The 23,605-nt window shown below is 38.3% G+C and carries 22 protein-coding genes and 1 other RNA gene; 5 read left to right on the plus strand and 18 right to left on the minus strand.

What is annotated here, in order from left to right:
* Positions 1–6: 6 nt before the first annotated feature.
* Together L8T27_RS12170 and L8T27_RS12175 are read right to left on the minus strand one after the other, a co-directional pair.
* On the minus strand, positions 7–216 hold the full coding sequence (locus L8T27_RS12170; protein WP_233313417.1) for a zinc-finger domain-containing protein: 210 nt from the start codon (positions 214–216) through the stop codon (positions 7–9).
* A 47-nt stretch (positions 217–263) separates the two neighbouring features.
* Entirely contained in the window at positions 264–917 is a 654-nt protein-coding gene (locus L8T27_RS12175) for a reverse transcriptase-like protein (RefSeq protein ID WP_233313415.1), read from the minus strand.
* Positions 918–1,093: 176 nt separating this feature from the next.
* On the opposite strand from L8T27_RS12175, the gene L8T27_RS12180 reads away from it, so the two are divergent.
* Positions 1,094–1,504: a reverse transcriptase-like protein gene (locus L8T27_RS12180; RefSeq protein ID WP_233313414.1), complete on the plus strand. Its 411-nt coding sequence runs from the start codon at positions 1,094–1,096 to the stop codon at positions 1,502–1,504.
* Between the two features lie 89 nt (positions 1,505–1,593).
* Here the strand turns inward: L8T27_RS12180 and L8T27_RS12185 are convergent, their stop codons facing one another.
* Entirely contained in the window at positions 1,594–1,863 is a 270-nt protein-coding gene (locus L8T27_RS12185; RefSeq protein ID WP_233313413.1) for a DUF6123 family protein, read from the minus strand.
* A 28-nt stretch (positions 1,864–1,891) separates the two neighbouring features.
* Positions 1,892–2,386, minus strand: a complete 495-nt coding sequence (locus L8T27_RS12190; RefSeq protein ID WP_233313412.1) for a divergent PAP2 family protein — start codon at positions 2,384–2,386, stop codon at positions 1,892–1,894.
* Positions 2,387–2,505: 119 nt separating this feature from the next.
* Between L8T27_RS12190 and sspL the strand changes: the two genes are divergently transcribed.
* Positions 2,506–2,637 (plus strand): small, acid-soluble spore protein L, encoded by a 132-nt coding sequence (sspL, locus tag L8T27_RS12195; RefSeq protein ID WP_233313411.1) that lies wholly within the window; start codon positions 2,506–2,508, stop codon positions 2,635–2,637.
* Positions 2,638–2,675: 38 nt separating this feature from the next.
* On the opposite strand, the gene L8T27_RS12200 is transcribed toward sspL, so the two are convergent.
* From L8T27_RS12200 to L8T27_RS12210, 3 genes are all read right to left on the minus strand, one after another.
* The gene (locus L8T27_RS12200; protein WP_233314725.1) at positions 2,676–3,530 is read right to left on the minus strand and encodes a 5'-3' exonuclease; all 855 of its coding nucleotides are present in this window, start codon (positions 3,528–3,530) and stop codon (positions 2,676–2,678) included.
* A 176-nt stretch (positions 3,531–3,706) separates the two neighbouring features.
* The gene (locus tag L8T27_RS12205) at positions 3,707–4,543 is read right to left on the minus strand and encodes a sulfurtransferase (protein WP_233313409.1); all 837 of its coding nucleotides are present in this window, start codon (positions 4,541–4,543) and stop codon (positions 3,707–3,709) included.
* Positions 4,544–4,557: 14 nt separating this feature from the next.
* Positions 4,558–8,169 carry a dynamin family protein gene (locus L8T27_RS12210; protein WP_237941641.1) on the minus strand — a complete coding sequence of 1,204 codons (3,612 nt, stop codon included), beginning with the start codon at positions 8,167–8,169 and terminating at the stop codon, positions 4,558–4,560.
* Positions 8,170–8,784: 615 nt separating this feature from the next.
* Between L8T27_RS12210 and L8T27_RS12215 the strand changes: the two genes are divergently transcribed.
* The gene (locus tag L8T27_RS12215) at positions 8,785–9,237 is read left to right on the plus strand and encodes a chemotaxis protein CheX (protein ID WP_237941642.1); all 453 of its coding nucleotides are present in this window, start codon (positions 8,785–8,787) and stop codon (positions 9,235–9,237) included.
* A gap of 307 nt (positions 9,238–9,544) precedes the next feature.
* Here L8T27_RS12215 and L8T27_RS12220 read toward each other — a convergent pair whose 3' ends face one another.
* From L8T27_RS12220 to L8T27_RS12230, 3 genes are all read right to left on the minus strand, one after another.
* Entirely contained in the window at positions 9,545–11,059 is a 1,515-nt protein-coding gene (locus L8T27_RS12220) for a carboxypeptidase M32 (protein WP_237941643.1), read from the minus strand.
* Between the two features lie 151 nt (positions 11,060–11,210).
* On the minus strand, positions 11,211–13,130 hold the full coding sequence (locus L8T27_RS12225; RefSeq protein WP_233313404.1) for an ATP-dependent DNA helicase: 1,920 nt from the start codon (positions 13,128–13,130) through the stop codon (positions 11,211–11,213).
* A 266-nt stretch (positions 13,131–13,396) separates the two neighbouring features.
* Positions 13,397–13,564: a hypothetical protein gene (locus L8T27_RS12230; protein ID WP_237941644.1), complete on the minus strand. Its 168-nt coding sequence runs from the start codon at positions 13,562–13,564 to the stop codon at positions 13,397–13,399.
* 499 nt (positions 13,565–14,063) lie between these two features.
* Here L8T27_RS12230 and L8T27_RS12235 point away from each other — a divergent pair, with 499 nt between their 5' ends.
* The gene (locus tag L8T27_RS12235; RefSeq protein ID WP_233313402.1) at positions 14,064–14,357 is read left to right on the plus strand and encodes a hypothetical protein; all 294 of its coding nucleotides are present in this window, start codon (positions 14,064–14,066) and stop codon (positions 14,355–14,357) included.
* Positions 14,358–14,695: 338 nt separating this feature from the next.
* On the opposite strand, the gene L8T27_RS12240 is transcribed toward L8T27_RS12235, so the two are convergent.
* The 8 genes from L8T27_RS12240 to L8T27_RS12275 form a co-directional block, all read right to left on the minus strand.
* Positions 14,696–15,829, minus strand: coding sequence for a THUMP domain-containing class I SAM-dependent RNA methyltransferase (locus L8T27_RS12240; RefSeq protein ID WP_233313401.1), 1,134 nt, complete (start codon positions 15,827–15,829; stop codon positions 14,696–14,698).
* Between the two features lie 182 nt (positions 15,830–16,011).
* An RNA gene (gene rnpB / locus L8T27_RS12245) (RNase P RNA component class B) lies at positions 16,012–16,395 on the minus strand.
* An 81-nt stretch (positions 16,396–16,476) separates the two neighbouring features.
* The gene (gene gpsB, locus L8T27_RS12250) at positions 16,477–16,782 is read right to left on the minus strand and encodes a cell division regulator GpsB (protein ID WP_233314724.1); all 306 of its coding nucleotides are present in this window, start codon (positions 16,780–16,782) and stop codon (positions 16,477–16,479) included.
* Positions 16,783–16,855: 73 nt separating this feature from the next.
* Positions 16,856–17,416, minus strand: a complete 561-nt coding sequence (locus L8T27_RS12255) for an SLOG family protein (protein WP_233313400.1) — start codon at positions 17,414–17,416, stop codon at positions 16,856–16,858.
* A 240-nt stretch (positions 17,417–17,656) separates the two neighbouring features.
* Positions 17,657–18,040, minus strand: coding sequence for a CotD family spore coat protein (locus L8T27_RS28705; RefSeq protein WP_267913266.1), 384 nt, complete (start codon positions 18,038–18,040; stop codon positions 17,657–17,659).
* 318 nt (positions 18,041–18,358) lie between these two features.
* Positions 18,359–19,618 (minus strand): ribonuclease H-like domain-containing protein, encoded by a 1,260-nt coding sequence (locus tag L8T27_RS12265; RefSeq protein WP_233313399.1) that lies wholly within the window; start codon positions 19,616–19,618, stop codon positions 18,359–18,361.
* A gap of 55 nt (positions 19,619–19,673) precedes the next feature.
* Positions 19,674–21,920: a DEAD/DEAH box helicase gene (locus L8T27_RS12270; protein WP_233314723.1), complete on the minus strand. Its 2,247-nt coding sequence runs from the start codon at positions 21,918–21,920 to the stop codon at positions 19,674–19,676.
* A gap of 221 nt (positions 21,921–22,141) precedes the next feature.
* Positions 22,142–22,936 (minus strand): alpha/beta fold hydrolase, encoded by a 795-nt coding sequence (locus L8T27_RS12275; protein ID WP_237941645.1) that lies wholly within the window; start codon positions 22,934–22,936, stop codon positions 22,142–22,144.
* Positions 22,937–23,106: 170 nt separating this feature from the next.
* Between L8T27_RS12275 and L8T27_RS12280 the strand changes: the two genes are divergently transcribed.
* Positions 23,107–23,586 (plus strand): Hsp20/alpha crystallin family protein, encoded by a 480-nt coding sequence (locus L8T27_RS12280; RefSeq protein WP_237941646.1) that lies wholly within the window; start codon positions 23,107–23,109, stop codon positions 23,584–23,586.
* Positions 23,587–23,605: the final 19 nt, after the last annotated feature.

Consider the following 23,605-nt stretch of genomic DNA (forward strand, 5'->3'; position numbering starts at 1 on the left):
ATTTTGTCAGCTCTTTTTATCTTCCTCTTTATAATTTCCTGCCAGCATATCTCCGAATTTTTTTATTTCTAAGCCGACAGTACATTCTGAAATACAAAAACGGTGTGCCTGCCTTTTACCTTTTTCTATTTTGTTATGCTCATATAAAAAACAGCCTTTACAATAATCATTTATAAGCTCTTCTGCTTGCAGCAGCCATTTTTTTCTATCCGTCACAAGGCATTCTCTCCTCTTTCTAACATGATTGGCATGCAACATGTACGTTAAATTATTTGCATTTTGCTATAAATCCGCTTCTCTTCAAGAGCTTGGGTAGCCAATTTATCCGCCTCTTTATTTTCATTGCGGCCAATCGGTGTATATTTAGCATTTATTTTCATATCAGAAAGCTTTTTTTCAATGCGGTCAAGCCACTTGTTTAGAGCTTCTTCGTAGCATGGCCACTCTCCTGACAGCTGATTTAAAACTACTTGTGAATCACCTTTAAATTCACATGTTGCTCCTTTGACTTCTAATTCTTCCAACAGATTCAAGGCGTGATAAAAAGCAGCGTATTCTGCTTCATTATTGTTTTCCATATCATGAAATAATTCGTTAGCCCGAATGCGATATTTTTTTTTGCCTTGGTTGAAATAAAGGATAACTCCAAGCCCAGCTGTGTTTGTTTGCTTTCGATACCCGCCGTCAAAATAAATGACAAAATCATGGGGCTCCTCTTCCACTTCAGCATTCAGCTTAATAAGCTCCTTCAAGCTCCATTCCGTTCCATTTTCATCATAGTAAGTCAAATCCACGCCTTTTTTGTTTTTCTCCATATCTTCCCCAATTAAAATGGCTGTGCTTTGCGCCATCCAGTCAGAGGTGAAATAAACCTCTTCTTTTTTTAAGCGGTATTTGTATTCAAGCTTATATTTCATCTAAAAAGCGCCCCTTCTATATTAGATTCTATTCATTAGAAATGTTAAACGGTATAATAAAATGGTTACTAAGTTAAAATCCATATAAAATAATGTTATGTAATTTGGCTAACTTTTATAGCTTAAAGCTCAAGTCCACTGTGAATAATAATACCAGATAATTTGGAGGTTTAGAAATGATAGAAGTCTACATCGATGGTGCAAGTGCTGGAAATCCTGGTCCGAGCGGTGCTGGCATCTTCATTAAAGGGCATGGGAGCGCCGAAAAATACTCTGTGCCGCTTGGGTCTATGAGCAATCATGAGGCAGAATACTATGCGCTGATTCACGGTCTTAAGATCTGTTTAGAAAAGAACTATCGGACAGTCAGCTTTCGGACAGACTCTGAGCTTGTCGACAGAGCTGTAGAAAAAAGGTTTGCTAAAAACAAAAAATTCTCTCCCCTTCTCGAAGAAGCACTTCTTATGGCAGATGAGCTAGACTTATTTTTTATGAAATGGATTCCAAGTGCGGAAAATAAAACAGCGGATGAATTAGCCCGACTGGCAATACGCAAAAATAATCCGAATGATATGCAAAACTCATGAGGTTAAGATTCTTTTCTTGCTGTCGCTAATATTGCAACTCCCTATAGCTAATCCTTTTGAGTAGAATAATCTAAGTAAAAAACCCCCTATTATAGGGGGAATAGCTGTTCATCCTTCAAGTATGTTAATGCTTCTTTTCTTGTTGTCACCTGCGCTTTTACAAAGCGTTCAAGAAGTGACATATAAAAGCTGCCATCAAAATGCTTCTGGATTTTAAGGGTGCATTCAATAGCTGTGTTAATTAACTCATCTGCTGCATTTGTATAAGCTTTTCCGAAGTAAATAAAGCCAACCGCATCTTCCCCGAACGAAAAGCCTTTGCTTTCTAAAAACAGCAAATACTCTTCAACTGTCTTCACCTTTCGCCCAATCCTCCCGAATTTCATCTTATTTCCATGTTACTTTATTCTTCGACATATTTCTATCTTTTTTTAGTACTATATGCCCTAATGTTCCCATCAAAACGCCCAGTAGAGCGCCTCCAACCACTTCCTCTGGCTGATGGCCAAGCATTTCTTTTAAGCGTTGCGGCTGCTTTTCCTCAAATGGAACCTTTTCATCTGTTTTCAGCTTTTCCATCAAGTCTCCCAAGTCATTGACTTTCAGTGTCAGCTCTCCAGTCTGGCGCCTGATTCCTTGTGCGTCATACATAACAATTAGCCCGTATACAAGTGATAAGGCAAAATCAATGGTCGGCACGCCTCGTCTTAATGCAATAAACGTCGTTAAGGATGATACTCCAGCAGAATGGGAGCTCGGCATTCCGCCAGTTTGGAAAAACAGGCGGTTATCCCATTTTTTTGTTTTTACATAATGAATGGGAATTTTCAAAAACTGAGCCAATCCGATGCTTGTTAAAGCAATGTAAACACCTTTGTTCATATCGTCACCTCAAGATTAGTTTTCATGAAATATGTTTAGATTATTCCATCCTGCAAATACTACAAATGATTATTTATTACCAAATGGTCGATTCCAACATAAGCAGGGGGTGAAATTTCATGAGCAAGGATAGAAACAGAGGCACAGCAGCAGGCGGCGTAAATCCGCAAGGCTATGGACAAGATGCTGATCAGACGCCTGCACCGAAAAGCAAGCTGGAAAACGCGGCAAAAAAGAAAAACACAAAATAAAAAACAGGACCGTACATACGGTCCTGCTACTATTCTCCTTATGCGAGAGCCTCGTCTTTTTTCTGAACGAGACGATCAAAATGCTTGAATTCTAATTCTCTGAACTTGGCAATTGCTTTATCTGGAGTGATTTGATACAGACTTTCCTCAAGAAGACAGTCCACTGGCACATCACATTTAATTTCTGCCAATGTTCTGCTGAGATGGAGCATGTCCAAATCTGCTTCAATTTTGGCACGCTGACCTTTTGTCAGTGAAACAAGATTCTCTAATATTCCTTCTATGCTTGCATGACTCTGAAGCAGTTTCAAAGCTGTTTTTTCTCCAATCCCTTTTACTCCCGGATAATTATCGCTCGTATCACCCATCAAGGCCTTCAAGTCAATCATCTGCTTAGGCTGAATCCCTTTTTCCTCATAAAAACTATCTGGTGTATGCACTAAATAATTGCCATATCCTTTTTTTACAAGAGCTACTGAAATATGATCATCAAGCAGCTGCAGAATATCTTGGTCACCTGTTAATATCGTTACATGAGCTGACCCCTTCATTTTTTTGGCAATTGTACCGATGCAATCATCTGCTTCAAAACCGACAACACCTATATTGGGAATATCAAAGCTTTCCACCACTTCTTTAACAATATTAAATTGCGGCATCAATTCTACTGGTGCTTCCGATCTGTTCGCTTTATAGTCAGGATACATTTCCGTCCGAAATGTTTTGCTTCCCATATCCCAGCAAACTGCAACATGTGTTGGATTAAAATGGTCTACCGCTGTAAAAAAATGTTTAACAAACCCGTGGATTGCATTTGTTGGTAACCCCTTTGAATTTATCATAAATTGCCCTGTAACAGCTGTTGCAAAGTAAGCCCGGAACAATAGGGCCATTCCATCAACTAGCAGCAGGGATGGCTGTTTTTCTGTATTCAAATAGATCGCTCCTATTCATTTAGTCTACTCTATTATAACAGAATTCCAATCAAATTTAAGCTAGTGCGTTTTTCCATTGACAAGTGAGCACAAAAAAGGATAATCCTGCGACTATCCTTTTTTGTGGTCTTTTTTTATTTTAAAACGTCAACCTTGTTATCATCATAGGAAATCCAATCACTGAAGCTGCCCGGATATAGGGACACATTTTTAAATCCAGCTGATTTCATCGCAAGATAGTTAGGAATTGCGGTTATGCCTGATCCACAATACACAATATACTGCTTTTTTTCGTCCAATTCAGTGAAGCGCAGCTTTTGCTGCTGTGCATCTTTAAATCTTCCATTCACTAAACCATCTGTCCATACTTTATTGATTGCACCCGGGATATGCCCGCTTTTTTTGTCAATCGGCTCTATCTCACCTGTAAATCTTTTATGCTCTCTTGAATCAATTAATACTGTCGCATCACTTGGCTCACGAACGAAAGCTTTAACCTCTTCATAAGTTGCTGCCATACTCCTATTCACATCAGGAACAAAATGTGATAATTCATAAGCAGGAATCTCTGCTGTAATGGGGCCGCCAATCTCGAGCCATGCCTGCATTCCCCCGTTTAATATATATACATTTTTATGTCCCATATAGTTTAAAAGCCACCACAGTCTTCCTGCAAATGCACCTTCTTTGTTGTCATAGGCGATAACAGTTGTATTATTACTAATACCTGCCTGTGCAAGTTTTTCTGTGAACAGCTCCACATCTGGAAGCGGGTGTCTGCCCCCATGCTCTTTGACTGGTCCTGACAAATCTTTTTCCAAGTCGAAATACAGACTGCCAGGAATATGATCAGACTCATACAGTTTCTGTCCTTCATCAGGATTTGCCAGACTAAAGCGGCAATCAATAATTCTTAAATTTGGACTGGACAAATTTTGCACAAGCCAATCTGCCTCCACTACAAACTCCATCTGGTCTTTCCTCCTTACCTACTGTTAGCATATGTTAATACATTTCTGTCTTTAATTGCTTGCAGTGCATTTTTCATGTTAATACGGGTTGCTTCGTTTTGGAACAGCTCTGCTTTCCCACTGTAATATTCCTCCATTTGTCTGTGGAGGGTTTGAACCATTGCTTGTTTTTCTTCTTCCAAACAGTCATTAAAATAATTAAATAGCCGCTCTTTTTCTGTTTCAAAAAAAGTATAGCCTTCGCTTTCGATTACGGTTTTTATTTCTTCGGCAAGGTATTTTCTGTCTCCTTTTTCAAAGAAAGCTTTCGGGTTTTTATAATAAGATAATGCTTTTTTAAAAAGCGCTCTGTCAAATGTTCTAAATGGAGCCAGATGGGTTAAAACATCTTCCAATCTTTTTGTATCATCAAGCTGCAGGATGATTTCTTTATTTTTTTGGCGAATGCTTTTAATCGACTGTTCAAAAAGTTCTTTTCTTTGCGCATAAAAGTAATTCTCACTTCGTAAATTGACTGCCCTCAGCTCTTGCTCCACTTCATGGCTAAGCTGCATAAGGAAATCATCCAACGCTTTTTCTCCTTCCTGTTTTCGGCTTTCGCCTTTAAGCAGGCCAGGGTGGAACGCTTCTTTCAGCCAATCATTGAACTGCAGGAATATTCTCTGTTTTAAGTAATGAACCTGCTCATCTATTTCTGCTTTCAGCTTTTTATTTAAATAAGAATGCTTCTGTTGAACAAGGAGGGAGCGAAGTTCTTGTTCTTCCCTTTTCCACCGCTCCATTTGCTCCTTTTGCTTCTCATGCTCTGTTTCAGATGTCAGGATAAAGTCCTCCAACATATGTATGCCAGCTAAACAGTCTGCTTCTGCTGCTTTCAGCATAAACGGAAGCCATTCATCCTCAATGAATTGGAGCAGACTCGCTTTAAAATGTTCCATTTGACCTTTATATGGTTCATCACCGCTAAAGAGACTGGAAACTGGGAAAATACGCGGATTTCTAATTCCATAATGCTCGAGCTGTTCATAAAGATAATCAAAGACAAGATCTAATTCCTCTTGATCCTTAGCCAAGTCAATAGCGTTCATAATAAAAAACATCTTATCCTTCTCAAAAGAATCTTTCATTCTTCCTAATTGAAGCAAAAAGGACCGATCTGCTTTAGCAAACGCGTGATTATAATAAGATAAGTACAGGATAGAATCAGCTGCCTTCATGTATTCAAAGCTTAGCTCACTATGCCTTGTATTAATGGAATCTCCGCCAGGCGTATCGACTAATACGATGCCTTTTCTTGTCAAACTGCAGTCAAAGTACACATCAATCTTCGCAATGAAGCAAGATACAGCTTCAACCGATACATAGTGCTCCAGTTTCTTCATATCCTCTGTTGTGACCGTACCTAGTGATTCTTTACGTGCTTTATACCCTTCAGAAAAAGCATCTAAATAGCGAAAGTGACTCGCCGAAGACGGGGATTTTGCTTTTTTGATATTTCCGATGGCAAGCAAAGCTGCTTGCAAAGACTCGGCTTTTTCATGAAACACTTGCAAATAATCTTGAAGCTCACCTAATATCTCACTCTCACTTTTCCAAAAGACAACCATTTTACCATGCTGATTGTTTCTATCAACAGGGAGGATGCGGTTAATGGCTGCTGTCATCGGATTAGGCGACACTGGCAGTAAAGGATGTCCAAGCAAGGCATTAGCAAATGACGATTTCCCTGCAGAGAAAGCACCGAATAAGCAGATGGTATATTGTTTATTACGAATGGTATCTGCTCTTCGCTCTAGATTGCGGACAACCTCCTTAAAACCTGTTAATCCTGTTAATGCTTCAGAAACAAATGCAAGCTGTTCTATCATTTCCTCCGGCTTCGTTAATACTGTTTCTGTTTTAGGCCGGACTTCCGCCTGTCTTTTTCTTTGAGTCGGTTGTGCTGCATTGACAGGATTTATTTGCTGGACAATCGGCTCTGCTGGCTTTTCAATCAGCTGCAAATAATGAGGCTCTTTATCTTCTCGCCGCTCCTCCATCAGTTCTGTTAAGCGGTTTTTCCATGTATCCCAGCTTGTGTTTATTTCAGCAATTTTCTGTTTTGCTTCTAGTAAGGTTTCGAGGTTTTGCTGTTGTTCTGCCAAGGCAAGCTCCTCTTGTTTTGTGAGCTCATCCTGCTCGCTTACTAAGATAGAAAACAGCTTAATCGCTTCTTTTTTTACATTGCTTTTTATGTAATCTTCGACCTCTTCACAATAGCGGAGCAAATATGTTTCTGACATTTGTGCATTTGGGTTCACAAGTGATTGCAGAGCTGTCATTTCCAAAATAAACATAGATTCTGTCATATATTGCTCTTTAAATGCACCTGCATCACCGCCCACTTTTCCGGCAATAGAACTAAAAAATTCTGTCATTGGGCCGAGCAGCTGTAACTGGACTGTTTTAACCAAAACTCCATGAAATTCTGATAATCTTTTTTCCTGTTCGTTTTTGATTTTTTGTTTGCTGGAGAAAAGTCCAAGCTTAAATTTCTTATCTTTGGAATTCAAGTAGCTTTCTGCAAGCTCTCTATTTGCATAAGGCATAATATACGCATTTTTTATAATAGAAAGAAACTCAGCTTCCCACTCTGCCTGCTGCTCCTTACGACTGACTAGACGTTGAAGCTTCAGGTTAAGATTCTCCATTTCAAGCTCTAATTTTTCTATTTGCTCCTCGCTTATTGCCGCAAGAGGCAGGCTTGCTGCTTCCAGGTTTTTCTTTTTCCGTCTTGTCATTGTATTGCTGTGGTCTGTTTTTATTTTTAAAAACGATTGATCTGCAGAGGCTTCTGCTAAGGAATGTTTATTTGCTATTTTCTCTGCTATATATTGTTTCAGCATGCTTATTTCATTTTTATTTTTGTCCATGTCTTTGATGGAAGTGTAGAATATCTTCTCAGGCACTGCCCCACTAGATATAAAAGCATGCTCTACACTTTGCTTAAATGCTTCAAAAGAGATTTCTTCTTCTCGGTGCTTATCAATCTGATTGATAATTAAAACAAAACTTTTCCCGCTGTCTACAAGCTGTTTCGTAAATTCGATATTAATTTCAGACTGAACATGATTATATTCTACGACATAAAAGAGAACATCTGACAGATGGATGCTTGATTCTGCTGCAAGCATATGAGCTTTATCAATACTGTCAATTCCCGGTGTGTCGACAAAGACGATATTGGCTGATAATTCGATATCGCTTACATTTAAGGCAACACCATTAATTAACTCCTTGTTATTCAATTGGCTGTCCACTAATTTTAAGTCTGTGCAATTGGGAAATAACAGAGGCGAGCCTTCTGTGAAATCAACTCTAACAGAGTCTGCTCCATGTTTTACCCTGATTTTATGAGCTGTAGTGGGAATAGGACTGCTCGGTAAAAGACTCTTGCCCATAAGTTCATTTATTAAACTTGATTTGCCGGCAGAATAATGGCCGCAAAAGGTAAAAATAAAATCTCCTTCATGGATCTTATTAATTAAATCCTTTACCTTTTTGCCAGCTGCAGGATCATTATAACTAGCAAGAAATTGATAAAATTCAGTGAGGTGGTTTAGTTGAAAAATGGTTGTAGGAAGCATGATTAACTCCTTTTACTTTGGTGATTAGTTTCATTTTAACCATTTTCAACATTGGAATAAAGAAAATATTTTGAATTTTACACATAAACCGAGAAAATTTGAGGAAATTTGCGAATAAAACTAGCATATCGGAGAAAAAATAACTGCAAAGCAAATATGTATTTATTTTGAGTGAGCAGATGGGGATACGTTTTTCAGAACATATTTCATAACAGATAAGTAACCGACTGCTGCAGCAGCAATAAGAACTGCGATCATAGTTGAACACCTCTTTTCTAAATGAGAGCGATTTTCAAATTCAGTTACATTTTAACATTAATGATAATCATTTTCAATATGGAGGACATTGTTTTTTTTACAATATAAAAAAATTCCTCTAAAAAGAGGAATGAAATGTTTTGAAGGATGTTGCTGTGCATCTTTATTATAAAATGCCTGCTTTGAAATTTCATTGTAAATAGTATCCAGTACTCGTGAAAACAAGCAGGAGTATAAGCCTATATTAGTTAGGAAAATATAACCACGCTATTTTTTCCGTAAATTCCAAATTTACTTATCCAAATTTTATTTAAACTATGATAAGATGTTGTTAACTACAGTATGGGGGAATGAATTGTGACAATCACGCGAAGTGCAACAGAAATATTAAACGGGACTATTGAATCAGTTAAAAACGTAATCCCCTTTGAATTAAGTATTGATAAACCTACTTTAATCACGGCACCTTACCAGCAAAAATCATTAGGTGTTTTAATCGGTTTAACAGGTGATTTCCGTGGAAGAGTCATTATAGATGGAAACCAGGAAGTATTCGGAAAGATTGGCGAAGCGATGTTTGGAATGGTGCTGGAAGGAGAAATGCTTGATTCTTTCTCTGGAGAGCTTGGCAATATGATCGCTGGAAATCTTACTACATTTGTTTCTAAAAATGGGATTGCTATGGATATAACTCCTCCGACCGTGTTGGTGGGAGAAACGAAAATGTATGGCTTTGAAAAGGCCCTTAGTTTAAAAGTGACACTTGCTGACACAGGCACTATTCACATCATTTTAATGCTTGAAGTGTAAGTTTTCGATAACAAAGAGATGGCAATTACTAGTCAACTCTTTGTTATTACAGTAATTCACTCATTTTCCTTCTGGCTTTGCACCTCTATCTTAATCTTGTTCTCAACCTTCATTCCGCAATGAGGGCATATAGTGCTCTCTTTATAAAGAATGAGGCAGTGCTTGCAATAATAATGTTCCATCAATTATCACATCCAGTTTATTATCTCTAACAGTATATTTATAAACAGCGCTTTTCGTGCATGCAAGCATACTTTCCCTTTAAAATAGAGGAAAGAGCAAGGAAATATTCCTTGCTCTTTTTTGTTTACAGCTTATAAACATTTGAGTACTTGTCATAAAGATATTGTATTAAATACTGTGCGTTTAGCCCTTCGCCTGTTACATCATTTAAAATTTCAAGCGGTTTTTTTGTTTTTCCGAACTGATGAACTTTTTCTTTGAACCATTGCTTAATCGGCTCAAGCTCGCCTCTTTCTAAAAGCTCGTCAAAGTTAGGAAGATCTTGGAGAAGTGTTTCTTTAAATTGAGCTGCATACATATAACCTAAGGCATACGATGGAAAATATCCGAAGCTTCCGCCTGCCCAATGGACATCCTGCAGCACTCCTTCCCCGTCATTTTTTGGCTCAATTCCTAAATATGACTTGTATTTCTCATTCCACACTTTCGGAAGATCTGCTACTTTCAGTTCACCGTTAAACAAGGCCTTCTCTATCTCGTAGCGAATGATAATATGCAGTGGATATGTTAATTCATCTGCTTCAATCCGAATAAGTGATGGCTTCGATTCATTGATTGCACGATAATAGTCTTCTACATCAACTTGATCAAACTGGCCGTCTGCATATTCCTTCAGCAAGGAATAATTTTTCTTCCAAAACGAAGCGTTTCGTCCGACAAAGTTTTCATAGAATAAAGATTGTGACTCATGGATACCCATCGAAGTTCCTGTACTAAGCGGTGTTCCGACAAGTTCCTCCGAAATATTTTGCTCATACAGTGCATGCCCAACTTCGTGCACAGTTCCAAACACAGCTACCCGAAAATCTGATTCCACATATTTAGTCGTTATGCGCACATCTCCTGGGTTTATGCCTGTAGCAAAAGGATGAACCGTTTCATCCAGGCGGCCTGCATCAAAATCATAGCCAATTTGCTTTAACAGCTCAAGGCTAAACCCATGCTGTTTGTCTTTTGGAAAGTGAGCGAACAAAAAGCTTGTTTCTGGTTTGTGCTGTGACTTGGCAATTTTTTGTACGAGAGGCACAATTTTTTCTCTTAACTCAGCGAAAACTTCGTCTAATATATGTACTGTAATACCCGGCTCATACATATCAAGAAGAACATCATATGGCGTGCTGTCATAGCCCCAATAATCGATGAATTTTTTAGTTGTTGCTACTAATTTTTCCAAGTAAGGCTCAAATAAAGAAAAATCTGACTTTTCTTTCGCCTCTTCCCAAACGCTTTCTGCTTTCGATTGAAGCATCACATATTCTTTAAATTCACTCGGAGGAATCTTTTTGTTCCGGTCAAATTCCTTCTTCATTTCTTCCACTGTTTTTATCGTGACATAAGATAACTCATCTTGAACACTTGCATCAGATAATTGATTTAAATATTGTTCTAGCTCTTGCGAAACAGACAAATTAAATGCTTCTGCAGACAATGTGCCGACTACCTCTGTGCGCTGATCAACACCCTTTTTAGGTGCGCCTGTGCGCAAATCCCAATAAATGAGGGCCAAGGCCTCGTTGTATGCACCAATTTTTTTTATATAGGCTAAAAAATCCTGTTCTATTTCTTTAATATTGCTCAAATTTACTTCTCCTCCTTATCTGAAGCCCTCTGATTTTATTCAAAGCGTTTTCTGAAAACTATCTTACCATATTTTTCTTTCGAGGAATATAAGGGATGCTTATGTATAAATATAAAAAAGCAGTTCTTTTTTCAAGAACTGCTTAAAGTATTTATATATATGCAGGTTCTACCGGCAACGCTGCAACTACTGCATCTTTCACTTGCTTCTGCTCTTCTTTGTCCATAAGGATATGGATATGACCGCTGTCCTCATTTGTACGGATTAATCGTCCAATTCCCTGTCTTAAGCGAAGAATCATATATGGCAAATCTACTTCTGTAAATGGATCTGCTGCATTTTCACGCTTTGATTTATAAACAGGGTCATTTGGAGGGAATGGTAAGGAGTAAACAAATACATTCTCTAATGAACTTCCTGGCACATCCAGACCTTCCCATAAGTTAACAGCACATAATATAGACTCTTCTTCATTTTGGAATTTAGAAACAAGGCCGCTGATTTCTCCTTCTCCTTCAAAATAAATCGGAAGGGTGAAATCCTTTGGCAAGGCTGTCTTAAACTTCGCTAAGTCTTCCTTGCTGTTAAACAGCACAAGCGATCTTCCGCCAGCGGCAACTAGCTTCTCGATTACATAATCTTTCTTCAAATCTGTATCATCATGATTATATTCTGTCATGATTACATTCATGTTTTCGTCATAATCAAATGGAGACTCCACAGAGAAGGATAAGAACTCTTTAGCTCCTAAGCTGTTTGCCATATATTCAAATGACTTGTTATCCGATAATGTTGCAGACGAGAAGATAATCGGCTTGTTTTGGCTGAAAACATCTTCCTTCATAATATCTTGTACAAGTCTTGGCATAATTACAAGTGTCCGCTCTCCGTCATGCTCTTCAAACCAAATAATACCGTTCATTTCTCTTAAGAATAAGTGCAGGGAATGAGAGATTTGCTCCAAGTATTCTTCTACTACTTTCAAATCATACTCGTTAATAACATACATCTCACTTTCAAAGACTAGTTCTTCCTCCAAATCAGAGATTAGACCTGCAAGTCTTCGGCCTTCTTTCATAACAGTATCAGTCTTTTTGATTTCCTGCTTGTCCGAACCTTCTGTTTCAAAAGAAGCATTCGTTAATGCAGCAAAAAATTGCTCGTTTTGATAGATTGTATCTTCTATAATATTTAATGTTTTTTCTCTGACATCATTGGCAAGCAGCTTAGTAAGTAGCTTTTCCAAATTTTGTTCTGTCAAGCGGTATGTCAATGCTTTTTGGGCTGCATATTCCAACAGATGACCCTCGTCAAATACGACACAGGCGCTATCTGGCAACAGTGGCAATTGACCTTCTCTTTTTCTTGATTCCTTTGTCCAAATATGCTCCATGTAAAAATCATGAGAGCAGATGATTAAATCCTTGGCATTACGATAGTAATCTCTATGCAAAGTTTGGCCACAACGGTGGCGCTTATCGCATGTGAAGCAATCCTGCATGGAATCCCATGCCACACCGCCCCAATCTTCATCTGTCAAGTCAGGGTAATCCTTTCTGTCCCCGTATGGCGCAAATGACTGGAGTGAACCACTGCCGTGAACAAAGTCAGGTAATGTATCATAAATAGAATTATACGTGTCCTCAAACGTTATTTTTTGATCTAGCTTGTTCAAGCAAAGATATTGGTTTCTTGACTTCGCCAGACGGACATCAATTTTCAGTCCTAATGCCTGCTCCAGTTTGGCGATATCGCCTTCCTTTTTAACAAGCTGTTCGATTAACGTTTCATCAGAGCATGCGATGATAGCAGGCTTGTTCACATATCGAGCATAGCAAATGCTGTACAGTAAATACACAAAGGTTTTGCCTGTGCCAACGCCAGCCTCTGCAAATATTGTCTTTTTCTCCTTGAACGCCTTTTCAAGCTGATAAGCCATAAACACTTGCTCATCGCGAAGCTCATAGCCGGCCTCTGGAAGGATGTCATAAAAAACATCCCCAATCCATTCCCCTAATTTATCGTAAAATGATTCTGTTTTTGAAACCTCAAATGGCATGCTGTTTTGCATGATACCCCTCCATAAAATGAAATACGAGACACTCCTCACTTGACTAAAAGGAAATTTCTAAAATTATTATGCCAAGGCTTGAAGAAGTTTGCCTCTATTAAAAACTTACGCTTATCGAAATGAATGCATTTATTTATAATAGGCAATTCCAAATAAACATGCAAGAGAAAAGAGGGCCGCCAACCGCAAGCTAGGCCCCCTCTTAACATATTGCTCTAGTATGAAAAGAGCCTCACAAAAAAAGAAAAGACAGCATCAAGTTATTCCTACTTGATGCTGTTTGATAACGAAAAATTCATTGCCTGCTTAACGGATTGCTGTGCATCTATATAAGTTTGAAGCAAATCTTCTCCGATATCTTCATTTTTAACAATGTCTAATGACTGGTTAATGGCATGCAAAATTTTTTCATAATCGATCGTATTGTCCATCATTATAAATCCCTCCACACAAAACTATATAGACATATATATACACATGTTGAAGGGATTTTATACGCTTTTGGTTTGTCTCTTTTATGCTGATTATCGTTTTCTTCTGCCCCAGTACTACTTGATGAAGCCGTTGACTGCTCTTTGTTACTTTTTGATCGAAATGTGGGCTTTTTACCAGTTCAACCCGATTATCTGCTTCCCAATTCCTTCATATTATATTATGGTTTTATAGAGGTGTAAACAAATACTATTAAAATCTAATTTTTCAGGTTTAATACCTGCAACAAAGAAGTTATGTTAATAGACATTTCTAATAATGGTTTAGGATGCTTAAAGGGCTTCCTATTATCTTTACCATAATAACCATGTTTCACCTTAAATGTACTTATTTAACTTAATGTGGTATGCTTATCCGTAAGCACTTTAAATAATTTTAGTAAATTACTTGTATCTCTACTATTACTTGTGGTAGGTGTTAATACCGAAAAAGGAGATCAAAATGAAAACTAAAGCTAAAATTATAGGGACAAAGTACAATACGGACTATATACGTCCTAGATATGGTGTTAAACTTGAAACACTTGAAGGTAAGTTTTTAATTATCGATTTTGATTACACGGAAACACCTAAGCTGAAAAGCTATACGCCACGCAGTGTGTATTATGATGGGAAAGACTATGGTTCCAAGCTATCTTGGTACACAAAAGCAGTGGAAAATATGACAGTTCAGAAGTTCTTAGCTAATATTGCGGATAAACTGGATAAAAAATATTTACCTACGTTAAGTAAATAATATAAATATTAAAGACTATGCCTATTATAAAGTGTAGTTATGAACGGCTATCATTAGCCGTTTTTTTTATTGATTTATTAATAAGAAGGGAATGAAAAATACCAAATACGCTAATAAAACTACTCTTTAATATTTATTTTTACGAACAAGGCTTATTCCCTTCTTCACTGTACGAATACATATCATTTTATTTAACAGTTTAATGTCTGCCACATTTAAAATATGTTGTATAGTACAGCAAGTCAAGAATAAGCCCAAATTCCTCCTATATATGGTTAATTCATGCAGAAAATTCCCACACTAATTAATAACTCTTTAGGACCCTTAATATATAAAGGTTAATCCCGTTTTCTTCTGCCCCAGTACTGATAATAATCTGTTTTGATGAAGCCGTTGAAGAGCTTGCGCTTCTTCGTTGCTTTTTTGCCGTATTGTTCTTCAAATTCTTCATCTGATGTCAGCATGTAAATGGACCATGTTTCAAGCGGTTCGAATGCTTGTCCCATTTCACGGTACATCCTTTGCACTGATGGCTTGTCGCCTAAACGCTCTCCATACGGAGGGTTGCCAACAATTACACCATTTTCCTTAGGTGTTGTAAAGTCTCTTACTTGCATTTGCTTGAATTGGACTAAATCACCAAGTCCAGCCTCAAAAGCATTTTCCTCGGCGATTTTGACCATTTTATGGTCAATGTCAGTGCCTGTTATGTCAAGAGGCTGATCATAGTTTGCCAAGTCTTCTGCTTCCATTCTCACTTCATCCCATAGCTTTGCGCTCATCCAATCCCATTCCTCGGATAAGAACTCACGGTTAAAGCCAGGAGCGATATTCTGCCCGATTAAGGCTGCTTCTATCGGAATCGTGCCAGATCCGCAGAATGGATCGACAAATGGACGGTCTGGTGTCCAGTTTGTTAGCTGTATCAAGGCTGCTGCAAGTGTTTCTTTAATCGGCGCTTCTCCTTGTCCAGTCCGGTAGCCTCTGCGGTGTAGTCCGTGCCCAGATGTATCTATTGTTAATGTAGCTACATCTTTTAATATACTGACTTCTAGTTTGAACAGTGGGCCATTTTCTTCAAGCCAGCCTGTTTTTTTATAATGTGTACTCAAAGATTGAACAATCGCTTTTTTGACGATTGCCTGACAGTCTGAAACACTGAAAAGTTTTGATTTTACTGATTTTCCTGCTACTGGAAATTGAGCGTTTACAGGAAGATAGTCATGCCAGTTCAATGCCTTTGTCTTTTCAAACAATTCATCAAAGGTAGTTGCCTTAAACTCGCCGACAACAATTTTAACTCGGTCTGCTGTCCGCAGCCACATATTGCTTCTTGCGATTGCTTTTTCATCACCTTTGAAATGCACTTTGCCGTTATCTACCGTACACTCGTAGCCAAGATCTCTAACCTCTTTCGCTACAATTGCCTCCAGCCCCATTGCAGCTGTTGCAACCAATGAATATTTTTTCATACTTTCACCTATTTTCTAAAAAATAACTAATTATGTATATCACTTATTATGTCCATTTGGCATCTGCCATTATCATTTATCTTCAAATAAAAAGATGACCTTATGTTTACCTGATTGAAACAGAGTAAACATCAGAGTCACCTTGTGCTATTTTTATCATCATAATGTAATCAACATTAACGCTTTATAAGCCATGTTCTGTTCCTTTGTACTGTAACGACCTTAAAGGCCTCGTATAAAGGCGGTAATCATCTATCTACAGATTATAAATCTGTCCTTCTCCTCGTTTAGTTCCTCAGAGAAAGTTCCCCTACCAAAATTTGGGTTTCTCGCTCGCGGGGTTTACCTCGTTCCACCCTTTTCATTTCTGAAAAGGCTCCGTCACTGTGGCACTTTCAAGGTATTCATGCCATATCCTATAAGGACTTAGGCATTTTCCCTGCCGTCAGCATAAAATATGCTGCCCTAGCTTATTTTTTGGCTAGGCACGAACACTACAGGCATCTCAGCCTGTGCGAGCATGGACTTTCCTCTACAAACAATGTTTGCAGCGATTACCAAAGCGTTGTTATTGATACATTTGCTATTATAGTATGTCCAGCTGATAATAGCAATAGCAGATTCTGGATTTTCTAATTCATTTCAAATCAATCATATAGCTTGCTTCCAAATACATGCTTTTCCAGATTGGAAAGTCTTTTTAAAATATCAAAGTTAGTTGTGCCCGCAGTAGTTGTTGGCGCCTGCGGTCTTTTGGAACTTTCGTCAACCTGTCTTTTTAAGCGCATATTCTCCTGCTGCAGCTCTTCAATTTCTTGATGTAATGTTTCATAATCCTTTATAACCAAGTCTAAAAATTGGTCTACTTCTTCTGGTTTATATCCTCGCATTGCCGTTTTAAATTCCTTCTCGAGAATATCTTTTGCCGTTAACTTAATCTTATCTGATAGCATCATATTCCGCTCACCTCAGTCAATTGCCGTATTAAATTAATTTTTCCAGACATTTAGCGATTTGTCAATTTTTCTAGAAGAAGTCTTTATTAAATTCTTCTTCCTCCACAATTGCCTGCAGATCATAAAAACTGATTAATCGAATGTCGTAATCATTTCTTTCCTTATATTGTACTGCAAGTTCGTATAAATATTTAGGGTTTCCCGTTTTTTCTGTATCATAAAACAGTAGTAATGCATCGCTTTTTTGCAAAAGAAATACATTTTTCATCCGAAACTGGTTCGGACTTTCGTATTCTTTTTTTGATACAGAGTCGACATAGTCTGCCTGCATCAATATTTCTTCATACCATTCTTTATTTTCTTCCTTCCAGCTTTGCTCCTGATTTAAAAATGGGGTGACTACTCCAAGCTTTAGTTCAGGATGACCATTTAACTGCAAATCATAGACGACCTCCGCCGCCCAAAGCTCTGTTCCCAACTGACCGCTGATGAGCACCCATTCAAGGCCCTCCTCAAGCAATTGTTCCAGTTCTTTTCTTATCGCTTTTTTTATGTATTCTACAGCAGGGTCATTTTTTTTAAACAGACCAATTTCGAATGGCTTATATCCTGAAATAGCAGCTACTTTCATTTTGTCCATTCCCTTGTCTATAAACTTCTTATTTTTTCAGTTCATGTTTAACCTTAACTAATCTATTTCTGTTCCTTTTAAAAAATGACCTTTTCATTTGCAAAATATTGTAAAAAATAACCTTAACCTTCCTTAAGAAACATTATAAGCATTTTTGGCAAAAAGAGAAATTTTTTTCCCTCACTTCATATCAAATGGCTGCCGAGTAAGGAATCGGCAGCCACGGATTATTAATAATTATTATCTTCTAGGAAAACCGCCTGGGAAACCACCTGGTCCTCCTGGAAAACCGCCTTGGCCACCTGGGAATCCACCTGGTCCTCCTGGCGCTGCTCCAGGATAAGCTAATCCAGTAGCTGTAAATGGTACGCCACCAGGTTGTGCAGGTTGTTGAGGCACCGGAAACGGAACTGGCGCTGGCCCCATATTTGCTTGCGTATTTGTCACCACATTCTGAACAGATTGTGTGTGCGGGAAATAATGCTGATGCTCATAATTCACGTGATTTACCGTCGTTGTATGGGATGGGTGAATATGAGGAACAATATTGTTTTGGAACGTGTTATTTACACAGCATTTCGTTGGGTGTACAACAGCAGGCAGTACATTAGGTTTGCAATGCATATTAAAATCTCCTCTCCATTCTTTAAGTTTTATTATCTTACAGTAACAACTTATGTTGGGAGAGGTAATCTTGTACTAATACAAACACCTAAATTTCCACTCTTTTTAAAGCTTATAATAATGCGTATAAATTTTCTTTTAAAGATGAAAATAAAATGGCTGTCAGGCAAACGACGACAAAAAACATGAACATTACAACTTTATACAACATGCACACTCCAATAACTCATAAAATAGGATAAACTTTAATCTTATCTTATTTTAATAGGAATGGGGCTGCTAGACAACAAGGTAAATAGTGGCTTTTTCAATTTCTAATTAGGCTAATATACCCATTTTCTTGCACAAACGGTTTTTCCTCTTATAAACATCTGTCATAATTCGTGTATTTTCAGCAATTTTCGTGCCTTCTATCAATTTATGGGCACGGGTTGTATATTCTAATGCCTTTTTATATTCTTTTAATTTATGTTCATAAAGCTTTGCAGCCTCTATATAAGACTCATAAACTACTTTTTCATCTATTTTGCCTTCTGCTTTAATAATATTTTCCCAGAGGGTTTGTGCTGCATCATCATTTTTGTCTTTTTTGTATTGCTTTGCCAGCACAAATTGAGCCAGCAGATTCTCTTCCTCATTGCCATCCATAATCGTTTTCAGACTTTCAACTGCCTGTGTGCTTTCTCCAAGAGAAGCGTACCATCTGCCTACCTCATATGTTTCTCTTGCTGACATAGACTCATCCTTTTGCAATAACTGAAAGCTTAAATGCGTATAGAGGGTAATAAGGGAAAGAATGTCGATTTCATTATGCTTTAAAATTCCAAGCATCCCTTCTGGGTTTTTTCTTTCCACAAAATCAAAGTAAATCATCGGCGCGAGAAATCCAGGGATATCATCTTGCCTTTCGACACCGAGTACATCCTGCTCCACAATGGATAGCTTCGCTCTTTCCAAACGGTGCTTCCACATTCTTCTAGCAGCATGATATAAATCAAAGTGGCCAAATTCCGGAAGCTTCGGCACATGCTCTCTTACAAATACATGTCTTGTCTTCACCTGCGGCCAATCAAAGGCTTTGCCATTATAAGTAACTAGTGTTGTATAATCAACATTTTCCAGAAAGCTTTTAAACAGCGGCACTTCAGAACCTGGATTTGGCAAAATATGCTGCTTAAGGACAATTTCATCCCCTTGCACTCTGGCATAACCGAGAATAAAGATGGTATTGCCAGTACCTCCCCCTAAACCAGTTGTTTCTGTATCAAAGAAGAACAAGTCTTCGGCCTGATGACCTTTTGCAGATAAGGGATGAGCATTATTTGTGTTATTCCATTCACTGACAGCTCCTAAAAAATCACGAAAGGCATAATTACCATGTTTATACTCAAGCGGATATCGAACCTCGCGAATAAGGCAGTAATTATCATCGACCCAATACGGCGCAACATTTTCATTAGTCCATACATCCATGAACGGTATTTCAGCTTGGCTTTTTGTTTCAGGGAGCCTTTTTTCACTGCTTGTTCCGCTAGTTAAATGTGGTTTTAAACGTTGCAATTTATTTTTTATAGACATGAGCAATCTCCTAATTTAAAAGCATAATGAAACATAAAAAAAGTAAACGGACAGATTAAAACAAATCGAGAATCCTGATGCTGTTTTCCTTTGCAGCAATCCCTTCTATTTCTGTTCCAATACAAGCCGGACAGCCGTCTTTGCAAGGGCATCTTTGAATTAAGTTTTTCGCTGCGGCCTTTACTTGGTCAAAACGCTTATAAACGTCTTCTGCAAGCCCGATTCCGCCAGGATAGTGATCATAAAGAAAAATGGTCGGCAATCCTGTATGATTTGCTTTTATTTGAGAAACAACATGGATATCATTTCGGTCACACATAACATGGACTGGAACAACATGCTGAAGCACATTGGAGATTCCTAACAACACTTGCTCTAATGTCTTCTCACCAAGATTTTCATCAATTTCTTTCAACTCAAGCCAAGCGGCACTTGTATGAAGCTCTTCCTCTGGCAGATGAATCGGTCCTGAGCCGATATTTTCAAATGTTGTCAACCGGATTTTCTTAAAGATAGAAGGAAGGATATTAATGGAAACATCACCATAATGGATAGCTGTCTTCTTTCTCGTTTCGGTTTTATCAATTTCCAACACCTTTAGCTGAACGGCTAAATTAGCATCTGTATAGTATTCGACGTCCACTTCGCGGACATATGCCTTTTTATGCTCCCAATCGAGCTTTTCAACTTGAAATTGAACACCTTCATGAAGATATATTGCCTCATCATGCAATAAGGTCATGGCACTAAACCGATCCATTTCGCCAATAATCTTATGACTGGCAGTCTCAGACTGATCAATTATGACGACATTCTCTTGAGAAGCAGAACGCAAACTGATATTTCCCGCTGGAAATGACTGATTTGCCCAGTAAAAAGCATCACCATTTTGATGTATTACTCGTTCTTCTACTAAATATTCCAAAATATCTTTCACATCAAGCGGCCCGAATTCTTCATTGTCTTTGAAGGGCAACTCATAAGCTGCACATTTTAAATGGTCCACTAAAATGATTAGATTCTCTGGATTGATTCGTGCTGACTCTGGTGATCTGTCAAAAAAGTATTCTGGATTTTGAACAATATACTGATCAATCGGCGTTGAGCTGGCAACCATTAATATTAAGGCCTCGCCATGTCTTCTGCCAGCACGTCCTGCCTGCTGCCATGTGCTGGCAACACTGCCTGGGTATCCGGTCATGATGCAAACCTGCAGCTGTCCGATATCAACGCCCAGCTCGAGTGCATTCGTACTTACTACCCCTAAAATCTCACCGTTTCTTAAACCTCTCTCAATTTCACGGCGCTGTTTCGGAAGATAGCCTCCCCGATACCCTCTAATGGACCTTGATCCGATTTTGTCTTTAACAAGCTCCTGAATATGACTCAATATAATTTCGACCCTAACCCTGCTGCGTGCGAACACGATTGTTTGAATTTTATTCTTTAAAAACTTTCTTGCCAGCTGATTGACTTCGACTGTGGCGCTTTTGCGAATATTCAACGGTTTATTTACAATCGGCGGATTGTAAAAAACAAAGTGCTTTCTTCCGCGCGGTGCTCCGTTATTGTCAATTAGACGCATAGGATTGCCTGTTAACTGCTCAGCGAGTTCCTTTGGATTTGCTATCGTTGCAGATGTGCAAATAAAAATAGGATCACTGCCGTAAAATTTACAAATTCGTTTAAGCCGGCGAATAACATTGGCAACATGACTGCCAAACACGCCTCTATATGTATGAAGTTCATCTATAACCACATACTTAAGGTTTTCAAATAAGCTGACCCACTTTGTATGATGAGGCAAGATTGCAGAGTGAAGCATATCAGGATTTGTTATTACAATATGGCCGGCTTTCCTGACAGCCTGGCGTATGCTTGGGGATGTATCGCCATCATACGTATAGCTTTTAATATCAATGCCCATCTCCTCAATTATCTCATTTAATTCGCTCTTTTGGTCCTGTGCTAACGCCTTAGTCGGAAAGATGTAAAGAGCACGGTTTGCGTCATTTTCAGCAATTGATTGGAGAACAGGAAGATTGTAGCATAATGTTTTCCCTGAGGCTGTCGGTGTTACAGCCACAATATTCTCTCCTTTTTTTAAGGTTACATATGCTGAGTATTGGTGGCTGTAGAGCTCGCCAATCCCTCTTTTTTGAAGGGCAAGTTTAATTCTATGATCAACACTGTCAGGCATTGGCCGCACGGAAGCTTCCTTGGGCTCAATCTCCTGCCAGTTAATAATGTTTTCATTCTTCTTTAGTTCCTCTATTAATTCAGAAAGGGATTTTTTCCTTATCATGAGTCTTCATTCACCTCTTGTACATAATATACCGAATAAACGTTTGGTTTTCCAGCATATAAATGCAAAGAAAAAGGGCCTGACGTAAGTTAGGCCCTGCTTCTTGTTACGGTCTTATGAATGATAATCCTTAACATAGTATGACGTTTATGCATTTATACAATTTTTCTTTCAAGCGAATCTTTTTCAATCTATCCAGAAATTACCTGCAGAGTAAATTAGCTTGTACTGCTATCAATAAAATCGGTCAAGAGTGAATGCAGTTCTTCTGGATTTTCCAACATGCCCATATGGCCTGCATCTAGTACTTTTACTGTTACATATGGTGCAGAGGAACGAACAGCACGGTCAGCTGGAACCACCTTATCAAATTTCCCTTGTACGAGTAAAAACCTGAAAGACTGCTGGTCGATGACAGCATTGCGATCTGGACGTTTTCTCATTGCTGCTAATGTTTCCATTGCTGCAAGAGGATCTGTTTTATAGCCGATTTCTTTCACTTCCAAAACTTCCTCTTTGTTTACGAGTTTATAATCTGCTGCAAACAGGTTCGGAATAAGACCGTCGATAAACGCATGTATTCCTAAGTCCTGAATCTTTTCAATCGCTTTAAGCCTGCCTGCTTTGCCCTCATCTGTATCCGGATAAGCAGTGGAATGAATCAGGCCATAGCTTTTAAGTCTATTGGGATAATTTTCAGCAAAAGCCAATGTAACATATCCGCCGAGGGAGTGGCCGAATAAATGGACAGTGTCAATTTCAAGGGTATTTAGAAGCACTTGAACATCACGGGCTAAGTCCTCCATTTCGAATGCTTCGCCGTCAAAGCTTGATTTGCCATGACCGCGTAAATCCATGGCGATTACATGATATTTACTTGAAAGTGGCGCCATCATTTTTTTCCAATATTCTGTACTTCCGCAAAAGCCGTGAAGCAGGACAACTGTTTGTTGATTGCCTCTGCCTTGCTCCACAAAGTTAAGCTCACGGTTATCTATCGATATTGTTCCCATAACTGTTAACTCCTTTTTTAAACGTCTTACGTATATTTTAAGCTATTTTTCCTGTATTTAAAAACATGTATTTTAAGATTTGCCAACCTTTCGTCTAGATAGTTAAGCACCCACAAATGTTTGATGCATAAACTATTCACAAAAACCTATATAAAGGAGGATGTGCTAGCATGTCATCACAATTCCCTTTTGAACCGAGAAAAAACAATCCTGAAAAGCAAGCGCCGTTTCAGTTAATAAAAAAATCCATGAATCAATTTTTCCAAGAAAGACCTGTTAAGAATTTCCTGCAGTCAATGGATGAATTCTTTAGCAATCCCTTTCCCAATATGTCCTTCCCCGTTTCTGTCAACGAAACAGCAGATGAACATATAATAAAAGCGGAGCTTGCAGGTATTAATAAAGAGCAAATTCATCTTGATGTATTTGATTATCGTTTAACAATCAGTGTCACCCATTTAGAATTAGTGCAAGAGGAGAATGAAAACCAGCAACTCGTTCATAAAAGCCAAACTTACAAAAAAAGCTCCCGAACAATCGCTCTTCCCTATATTATTGATGAAAAGAAAGTGAAAGCTTCCTATCAGAACGGTCTTTTAACAATACGAGTCAAAAAACAAAAAGGTAAAAAAATAAATATCCTTTCATAATAGATAACTGTTTTAGAGT

This window comes from Niallia sp. Man26 (assembly GCF_022049065.2).
Classification (GTDB): Bacteria; Bacillota; Bacilli; order Bacillales; family Cytobacillaceae; genus Niallia.